This window comes from Sulfitobacter sp. HI0040 (genome assembly GCF_001634885.1).
GTDB lineage: Bacteria > Pseudomonadota > Alphaproteobacteria > Rhodobacterales > Rhodobacteraceae > Sulfitobacter.
On sequence record NZ_LWEX01000102.1, the window covers coordinates 1 to 8,039 of the forward strand.

At 63.2% G+C, this 8,039-nt stretch carries 6 protein-coding genes and 2 tRNA genes; 1 reads left to right on the forward strand and 7 read right to left on the reverse strand.

Features of this window, described 5'->3' with window-relative positions:
- Window positions 1–114: 114 nt before the first annotated feature.
- The 6 genes from A3728_RS07745 to A3728_RS07775 all read right to left on the reverse strand — a co-directional run bounded on the left by A3728_RS07745 (window position 115) and on the right by A3728_RS07775 (window position 5,409).
- Window positions 115–190: transfer RNA gene (locus A3728_RS07745), tRNA-Val, on the reverse strand.
- Window positions 191–233: 43 nt separating this feature from the next.
- Window positions 234–797, reverse strand: coding sequence for a histidine phosphatase family protein (locus A3728_RS07750; RefSeq protein ID WP_067921762.1), 564 nt, complete (start codon window positions 795–797; stop codon window positions 234–236).
- 59 nt (window positions 798–856) lie between these two features.
- Window positions 857–931, reverse strand: a tRNA-Val gene (locus A3728_RS07755).
- Between the two features lie 62 nt (window positions 932–993).
- Window positions 994–1,482 carry an HU family DNA-binding protein gene (locus A3728_RS23690; protein WP_236628127.1) on the reverse strand — a complete coding sequence of 163 codons (489 nt, stop codon included), beginning with the start codon at window positions 1,480–1,482 and terminating at the stop codon, window positions 994–996.
- Window positions 1,483–1,642: 160 nt separating this feature from the next.
- A complete protein-coding gene (gene lon, locus A3728_RS07770) occupies window positions 1,643–4,054 on the reverse strand; it encodes an endopeptidase La (protein WP_067921775.1) in 2,412 nt (803 codons plus the stop codon).
- A gap of 257 nt (window positions 4,055–4,311) precedes the next feature.
- Window positions 4,312–5,409, reverse strand: coding sequence for an alkene reductase (locus tag A3728_RS07775; protein WP_067921777.1), 1,098 nt, complete (start codon window positions 5,407–5,409; stop codon window positions 4,312–4,314).
- Window positions 5,410–5,598: 189 nt separating this feature from the next.
- Here A3728_RS07775 and A3728_RS07780 point away from each other — a divergent pair, with 189 nt between their 5' ends.
- A complete protein-coding gene (locus tag A3728_RS07780) occupies window positions 5,599–6,774 on the forward strand; it encodes a sugar-transfer associated ATP-grasp domain-containing protein (protein WP_067921779.1) in 1,176 nt (391 codons plus the stop codon).
- 12 nt (window positions 6,775–6,786) lie between these two features.
- On the opposite strand, the gene tgt is transcribed toward A3728_RS07780, so the two are convergent.
- Complete coding sequence (tgt, locus tag A3728_RS07785; protein ID WP_067921782.1) at window positions 6,787–7,914, reverse strand: tRNA guanosine(34) transglycosylase Tgt; 1,128 nt, start codon at window positions 7,912–7,914, stop codon at window positions 6,787–6,789.
- Window positions 7,915–8,039 lie beyond the last annotated feature (125 nt).

The following is an 8,039-nucleotide window of genomic DNA, read 5'->3' on the forward strand; positions in this document are numbered from 1 at the left end:
GCATAGAGGTCCGGACCGGGGGCCAGCCCCCGGACCCCCGAAGTATTTCGGATCATGAGAAGGGGAATGGCGCGCGGGCGCGCGGAAATCGGAGAGTAGCGAGAGGGGGGATTTTGGTGGGTCGTGAGAGGCTCGAACTCCCGACATCTTCGGTGTAAACGAAGCGCTCTACCAACTGAGCTAACGACCCGCCGGGGTGTCTTAGCCCGAGCAGGTGGCGGGCTTCAAGCCCTTTATGACAAGAGTTCCTGCCTTCCGCCCGATACGCGGTAGACGACCCCCTGCCCGCCGCCCATATCTCGCAGCCGTTCGGGGGTCGATCCGGTCAGCAGAAGCCGCAGCATCCGGCTGGTGATCCCATGGGTCACGACGATGGCGGGCGTTGTAAGATCGGCGAGGAACCCCTCACACCGGCGCGCCAAGGCGCCGAACCCCTCACCGCCCGGTGCCAGTTCGTAGAGGGCAAAACCGTCCTCTGCGCCTGTTTCGGCCATCAGTTCGGCCCGATCCCGGCCCGCCCAGGTGCCAAGGCCGATTTCGCGCAGACGGTCATCGGTATGTATTTCATCGATCAAACCGTCGAGCGCCAGCGCCGCCGTGCGAAAGGCCCTGCCCTGCGGGCTGGAGATCGCGCGATAGCCGGTCAGGTCGAGGCGGGACAGTAGGGCGCGCTGGCGCGCGGCCTGAGCCACCCCTTCGGGCGTCAGGGTGCTGTCGAAACTGCCCTGCAGCCTGCCGGTGGCATTCCATTCCGTTTCGCCGTGGCGCAGGATCAGAAGTTCGGGAAAGTCTCTCAATCCGGCGTCTCTGCACGGGGACCGGGATGGATAGCAGGCCGGTCAACAAAAAGGGTGGATGGTGGGTGATAAGAGATTTGAACTCCTGACATCTTCGATGTGAACGAAGCGCTCTACCACTGAGCTAATCACCCGTGCCGTGCGAATTACTGAATCGCCGCCTCTCTTGCAAGGGGGGTGGCAGGATTTTGCCCTATCAGTCGCTATCGCCCTTGCCTTCTTCGCCCATGTCTTCCGGCTTTGCCTTGTCGGCCCCGAGGGACTGGCGCAGCTTGATGGTCAGGATACGCGCGTTGGCAAGCTTGCGCTCCTTGCGAATCTTGACGCGGCCGAGCGGCGGCAGGGCCAGTTCGCGGTTATCGGCCAGCGCCTCGGCCAGCACGTACAGCGCGGCTTCGACGACCGGCTTGGCGATCTTCTTCTTGGTGCCCGAACGTTCCACCACGGCGTCGACCAACTGCTTGCGCCGCATGACCGGCCCCATGATGACGGACTTGGGGCTTTCGACCACCGCGGCTTCGGCCCGTTTCGCCGCGACCGGCGTTGCGCCGTCGAGCGCCGACAGAGGTGCCTCCGCAGGCGCAGCGGATTTCGGCGTTTTCGCAGATGCCGCGGCCTTGGCCGCCGACGCAGCGGTTTTCGATTTGGTGCGGGGTTTGGGTGTGGATTTCGCCGATGTGCTCATGCTCTGCCTCGCCTGATGTTGTTTTCGTTATAGCGGCAATCTAGCGAGACGGGGCGAGAATTTCCATTGAATTGAGAACAGCTGCCTCAATGTCAGCGGTGCGCACAGAAAAGGGCGCCCGCCGGATGGCGGACGCCCTTTCGATTGTCGTGAGGCCGGGTCAGTGCGTGGTGGCTGAGCCACCTTCGGAAGATTTGGCCTTCAGCGCCGCCGCGGCGGCAGCTTCTTCCGCCGCCTCGTCCCAGTCAATTTCCTCCGGCTTGCGCACCAGCGCGTGCTCCAGCACTTCGGAGACATGGGCAACCGGAATGATCTTCAACCCCTCTTTCACGTTGTCCGGAATATCCGGCAGATCCTTCTCGTTCTCTTCCGGGATCAGCACCGTCTTGATGCCGCCCCGCAGTGCCGCGAGCAGTTTCTCCTTCAACCCGCCGATCGGCATGGCGTTGCCGCGCAGCGAAACCTCACCCGTCATCGCGATGTCCTTGCGGACGGGAATCTGGGTCAGCACCGACACGATGGAGGTCACCATGGCCAGACCGGCAGAGGGCCCGTCCTTCGGCGTCGCACCGTCCGGCACGTGGACGTGGATGTCCAAAGTGTCGAACTTCGGCGGCTTGACCCCGATCTTCGGCGAGATCGAGCGCACGTAGCTTGATGCCGCGTCGATGCTTTCCTTCATCACGTCGCCCAGCTTGCCGGTGGTCTTCATCCGGCCCTTGCCCGGCAGGCGCAGCGCCTCGATCTGGAGCAGCTCGCCCCCGACAGAGGTATAGGCCAGCCCGGTCACCACGCCGATCTGGTCGTCCTTTTCGGCCAAACCGTAGCGATGCTTTCGCACGCCGAGGAAATCGCCGAGATTCTCATCCGTCACGGTGATTGACTCGTCCTCTTTCTTGACGATGCGGGTCAGGGACTTCCGCGCCACTTTCGCGATCTCACGCTCAAGGTTCCGAACGCCGGCCTCCCGGGTGTAGTAGCGGATCATGTCGGTCAGCGCCGAATCCTCGATGCTGAACTCCTTGGCCTTCAGGCCGTGGTTCTTGATCTGCTTCTGCACCAGATGCTGCTTGGCGATCTCGCGCTTTTCGTCCTCGGTGTAGCCCGACAGGGGAATGATCTCCATCCGGTCGAGAAGCGGGCCGGGCATATTGTAGCTGTTCGACGTGGTCAGGAACATGACGTTCGACAGGTCGTATTCCACTTCGAGATAGTGGTCCACGAAGGTCGAGTTCTGTTCCGGGTCGAGCACTTCGAGCATGGCCGAAGCCGGGTCGCCACGGAAATCCTGACCCATCTTGTCGATCTCGTCGAGCAGGATGAGCGGGTTCGTGGTCTTCGCCTTCTTCAGCGCCTGGATGATCTTGCCGGGCATGGAGCCGATGTAGGTCCGGCGGTGGCCCCTGATCTCGGATTCGTCGCGCACGCCGCCAAGGCTGATGCGGATGAATTCGCGACCCGTCGCCTTCGCCACGGATTTACCCAAGGATGTCTTACCGACGCCCGGAGGGCCGACAAGGCACATGATTGGGCCTTTCATCTTCGTCGAACGCTGCTGAACGGCGAGGTATTCGACGATCCGCTCCTTGACCTTTTCCAGACCGTAGTGGTCGTCATCCAGCACCTTCTGCGCTTTCGACAGGTCCTTTTTCACGCGGCTCTTCACGCCCCACGGAATGGACAGCATCCAGTCGAGGTAGTTGCGCACCACGGTGGCCTCGGCGCTCATCGGGCTCATGTTCTTGAGCTTCTTGAGTTCCGCTTCGGCCTTTTCCTTGGCTTCCTTGCTCAGCTTGGTCTCATTGATGCGGGCTTCGAGTTCGGCAACCTCGTTCTTGCCGTCCTCGCCGTCGCCCAGCTCATGCTGGATCGCCTTCATCTGTTCGTTGAGGTAATACTCGCGCTGCGTCCGCTCCATCTGGGATTTCACGCGGGTCTTGATCTTCTTCTCGACCTGCAGCACGGACATTTCGCCCTGCATCAGGCCATAGACCTTCTCCAGCCGCTCGCTCACGCTGAGCGTTTCCAGAAGGTCCTGTTTCTGTTCGACTTCGATGCCGAGGTGACCGGCCACGAGGTCCGCCAGACGTGCAGGCTCAGCGGATTCGCTGACGGCACTCAGGGCTTCTTCGGGAACGTTCTTCTTGACCTTGGCGTAGCGCTCGAATTCATCGGCGACCGAACGCAGCAATGCCTGCGTCGTTGCCGCGTCGCCGGGCATCTCTGTCAGGTATTCGGCGCGAGCCTCGAAAAAATTGTCGTTGTCGAGATATTCGGTGATCCGCACACGCGCCTGCCCTTCGACAAGCACCTTCACGGTGCCGTCGGGCAGTTTCAGCAGTTGCAGGACGTTGGCCAGCACACCGGCCTTGTAGATGCCGCTGGAATCGGGGTCGTCATCACCGGGGTCGATCTGGCTGGACAGCAGAATCTGCTTGTCGTCGGCCATGACCTCCTCCAGCGCGCGCACCGATTTGTCGCGCCCCACGAAAAGCGGCACGATCATATGCGGGAAAACCACGATATCGCGCAGCGGCAAGACCGGGTAGGATGCGTTGAGAGGCTCTAACATGCTCTTATCCTTATGTTAGCAAGACGATCCGGGCCCCTGTATCAGGCAGCCTCCGCGTCTCCTGTTTCGGTTAGATATCTGTGTACCCGTCCGAGTGGTTTCAATCCCCCGCCGGGGGGAGGTCGATGCAACATGCCGCCCCGGCGGGTCCGTTGCAAGAATGGATCGCCCTCGGGCGCGCCTAAAGTTAACGTGGTCCGGGCATGAACCAGCCCGCGGGGCCGCGCGTTCTTGTGCGGCCCCAGGGTGCATCGCGATTACTGCGCCGCGATGTCCTGAAGCGTCGGATAATCGGTATATCCTTCGCGTCCGCCCCCGTAGTAGGTATCTGAATCGCCCTCGTTCAACGGGGCGTCGCGTTCCAGCCTTTCGGCCAAATCGGGGTTCGCGATATAGGGCCGTCCGAAGGCCACCAGATCGGCCTTGCCCTCTTCGACAGCATCAATCGCCATCTGCCGGTCGTAGCCGTTGTTGGCCATATAGGGCCCTTCGAAGATCTTGCGCAGCGAGGCGAGGCTTTCGCCTTCTTCAAGTTCACGCGAGCCGCCCGTCGCCCCTTCGACGAGGTGCAGATAGGCGAGGTTGAAGCGGTTCAGCTCGCGCACGACATATTCAAAGGTTTCCTGCGGATCCTCGTCCGAAATGCCATTGGCGGGCGAGAAGGGCGACAGACGCAGGCCGGTGCGGTCCCCGCCCCAGACCTTTGTGACGGCCTCCAGCACTTCCATCAGCAGCCGCGCCCGGTTTTCGACGGAACCGCCATATGAATCGTCGCGCTTGTTCGTCGCGGTCTTCAGGAACTGGTCCAGCAGATAGCCATTGGCCCCGTGCACCTCGACCCCGTCGAAGCCCGCTTTCTTCGCCATTTCGGCGGCGTGCACGTAGTCAGCGACCACGCGGGGCATCTCTTCGGTTCGCAGTGCACGCGGCTCCGATGTCGGCTCGAATCCATTTGCGGTGAAGGTCTTTACATCGGCGGCAATGGCCGAGGGCGCGACCGGGGCATTGCCCTCGGGCTGCAGCGACGTATGGCTGATGCGGCCGACGTGCCAGAGCTGCAGGACGATTTTCCCGCCCTCGGCATGGACCGCGTCGGTCACTTTCTTCCACGCGGCGACCTGCCCGTCGGTATGGATGCCGGGGGTCTGGAAATACCCCTTCCCTTCCGGCGAGATCTGGGTGGCCTCCGTGATGATGAGACCCGCGCCCGCACGCTGGGCATAGTAATCGACATGCATCTGCCCCACCTCTCCGGTGTCGTTGTCGGCGCGGTTCCGGGTGAGCGGGGCCATCACCACGCGGTTCTTCATCTCGATCGAACCGGCGGTATATGGCGTGAAAAGCTTTGCGGACATTACGGTCTCCTTTTGCATTGCGTAGGCTCGCAAGTAAGCGCGACGGGCGGCAGGACAAGGGAACGCATGGCCGCCAGTCGGTTGGGACAAGGCTCCTGCCACTCTGGTCGGGAAAAGACTTGATCATCGCAGCGGGCGCGGGAAAGGTTCTGGCGTGGCAGGGCAGATCGAAAGAAGGCAGGACGGCACGTGACACAAGGCACAACGACGAACGCGAGAAGCCGCGACCAGCAGCAATACAATCAGGCCCGCGACCTGTCGCACGGGGATCTGCTCGCCCATGCGGCGAAGACAACGGGCCGCCCGGTGCTGGAACTGGTCAAGGACTTCCGCACCATGGCCCGGCCGCCCAGTCGCCTGAACCTCGCCGAATATCTGCGCAACGGGCTGCATCATCCGGACCGGACCGATCCCGCCATGCGCGCGCAATATATCTCCAACAACCTGCACTGGCCCATCACGCATTTGTGCAACAATCAGGGCTGGACCGGCGCCGCCGAGGATAAGGTCGTGGCCGCCACCCTGCTTTCGGCAGCGGGCGTCACCGTCCCCGAAACCCTCGCCGTGATCGACCGCTCCCCCCGTATCTATCCCGGCATCGACAAGCTCGCCACGGCGGAGGACCTGCGCGCCTTCCTGAGCCGAAATCCCACAGGCGGGATCTTCGGCAAGATCGTGGACGGGATGGTCAGCCTCGGCGCCTTCCGCGTCGAGGCGGCGGACGATACCCATGTGCAATGCACCGGCCTGCCCGCGCTGACCTATGATACCTTCATGACGGATATCGTGGGCGACAATGCCTATGTGCTTCAGCGCCGTCTCGATACCCACAGCGCCCTTACTCCCTATGCGAGCGCACTGGCGACGGTGCGGATGGTCAACCTCGTACAGGACGACGGGGTTTTTTGCCCCATGGCGATCATCAAGCTGCCACAGGGCGGGAACATCGCGGACAACTTCTGGCGCGGCGGAAACCTCGCCTGCTCCATCGACGTGGACAGCGGGAAGATCGAAACGGTGGCGCGCCGCGCGGGGCCGGAGGTCGAATTTTTGCCCGATCATCCGGACACGCCCGGCCTGCTGGGGATGACCCTGCCGCTGTGGGACGAGTTGCGCGAGATGAACGCGCGTGCGGCCCTGACATTCGCACCGATCCGCTATCAGTCAACCGACATCGCGATCACCGATGCCGGCCCCGTTGTTGTCGAACTCAACTACGGGGGCGGCTTCGACCTGCCGCAATACGCCAGCGGCAGGGGGCTGCTCACCCCCGAGGTGCGCGCCTTCTTCGAAAGCTTCGGCTATGACTTCGATGCCCGGCCGAAACGGCGCAACCTCATCTCCCGGCTGCTGCGCCGGAAATAGCTGTCCGCGGCGTCAGAGCGGTTCGATATCGCCCGCCGCGCGCATGGCATGGAAATCGGCCTGCCAAGCCTCGAACCGCCCGGCGGCGATGGCCTGCCGCATGCCTGCCATGATCTCCTGATAGTAATGCAGGTTGTGCCATGTCAGCAGCATGGAGGAGATGATCTCCTGACTGCGGAAGACGTGATGCAGATAGGCCCGGCTGTAGCTGCGGCAGGCAGGGCAACTGCAACCCTCATCCAGCGGGCGCGGATCGTCCTGATGCCGCGCGTTCTTGATGTTCAGCACGCCATGGCGGGTAAAGACCTGCCCCGTCCGGCCCGAGCGCGAGGGCAGCACGCAGTCCATCATGTCGATGCCGCGCGCCACGGCGCCGACGATATCATCGGGTTTGCCCACGCCCATCAGGTAACGCGGCTTGTCCTGCGGCAGCTGCTCCGGCGCGTGGTCGAGGCAGGCGAACATCGCCTCCTGACCTTCGCCCACCGCCAGCCCGCCCACGGCGTAGCCGTCAAAGCCGATCTCGCGCAGCGCCTCGGCGCTTTCCCGGCGCAGGTCCTCCTCCAGCCCGCCCTGCTGGATGCCGAAGAGCATATGGCCCGGGCGGCTGCCGAAGGCTGCCTTGCTGCGGGCGGCCCACCGCATGGAAAGCTCCATGCTGGCGGCGATCCGGTCCCGCTCTGCGGGAAGCGCGGGGCATTCATCGAAGCACATCACGATGTCAGAGCCCAGAAGTGCCTGAATCTCCATAGACCGTTCCGGCGTGATCTCATGCTTCGAGCCGTCGATATGGCTTTTGAAGGTCACGCCCCGTTCCGTCAGCTTGCGCAGGCTCGCAAGGCTCATGACCTGAAAGCCGCCGCTGTCGGTCAGGATCGGCTTTTGCCAGTTCATGAAATCATGCAGCCCGCCAAGGGCGGCGACCCGTTCGGCAGTGGGGCGCAGCATCAGGTGATAGGTATTGCCCAGCAGGATATCCGCCCCGGTTTCCGCGACGCTTTCGGGCAGCATGGCCTTCACCGTGGCGGCGGTGCCCACGGGCATGAAGGCGGGGGTGCGGATGTCGCCCCGCGGGGTGTGAATGACGCCCGTGCGGGCCTTGCCGTCCCGCGCGGTCAGATCGAAGCCGGTGCCTGCCATTGGGTCTCCTTTCATGGTGGCGATGGCCTACGCGCTGCGCTGCGAACTTGCAATCGGGCACGCCCGGGCCCACCCTGCCGGTAACCCCCGCAGGATAGGAGAAGCCGAAGGTGACGCACCGGCCC

Coding starts and splice junctions, on each gene's coding strand:
- A3728_RS23690 (WP_236628127.1), bottom strand. CDS start 1,482: ATGAGCACATCGGCGAAATCCACACCCAAACCCCGCACCAAATCGAAA.
- lon (WP_067921775.1), bottom strand. CDS start 4,054: ATGTTAGAGCCTCTCAACGCATCCTACCCGGTCTTGCCGCTGCGCGAT.
- A3728_RS07775 (WP_067921777.1), bottom strand. CDS start 5,409: ATGTCCGCAAAGCTTTTCACGCCATATACCGCCGGTTCGATCGAGATG.
- tgt (WP_067921782.1), bottom strand. CDS start 7,914: ATGGCAGGCACCGGCTTCGATCTGACCGCGCGGGACGGCAAGGCCCGC.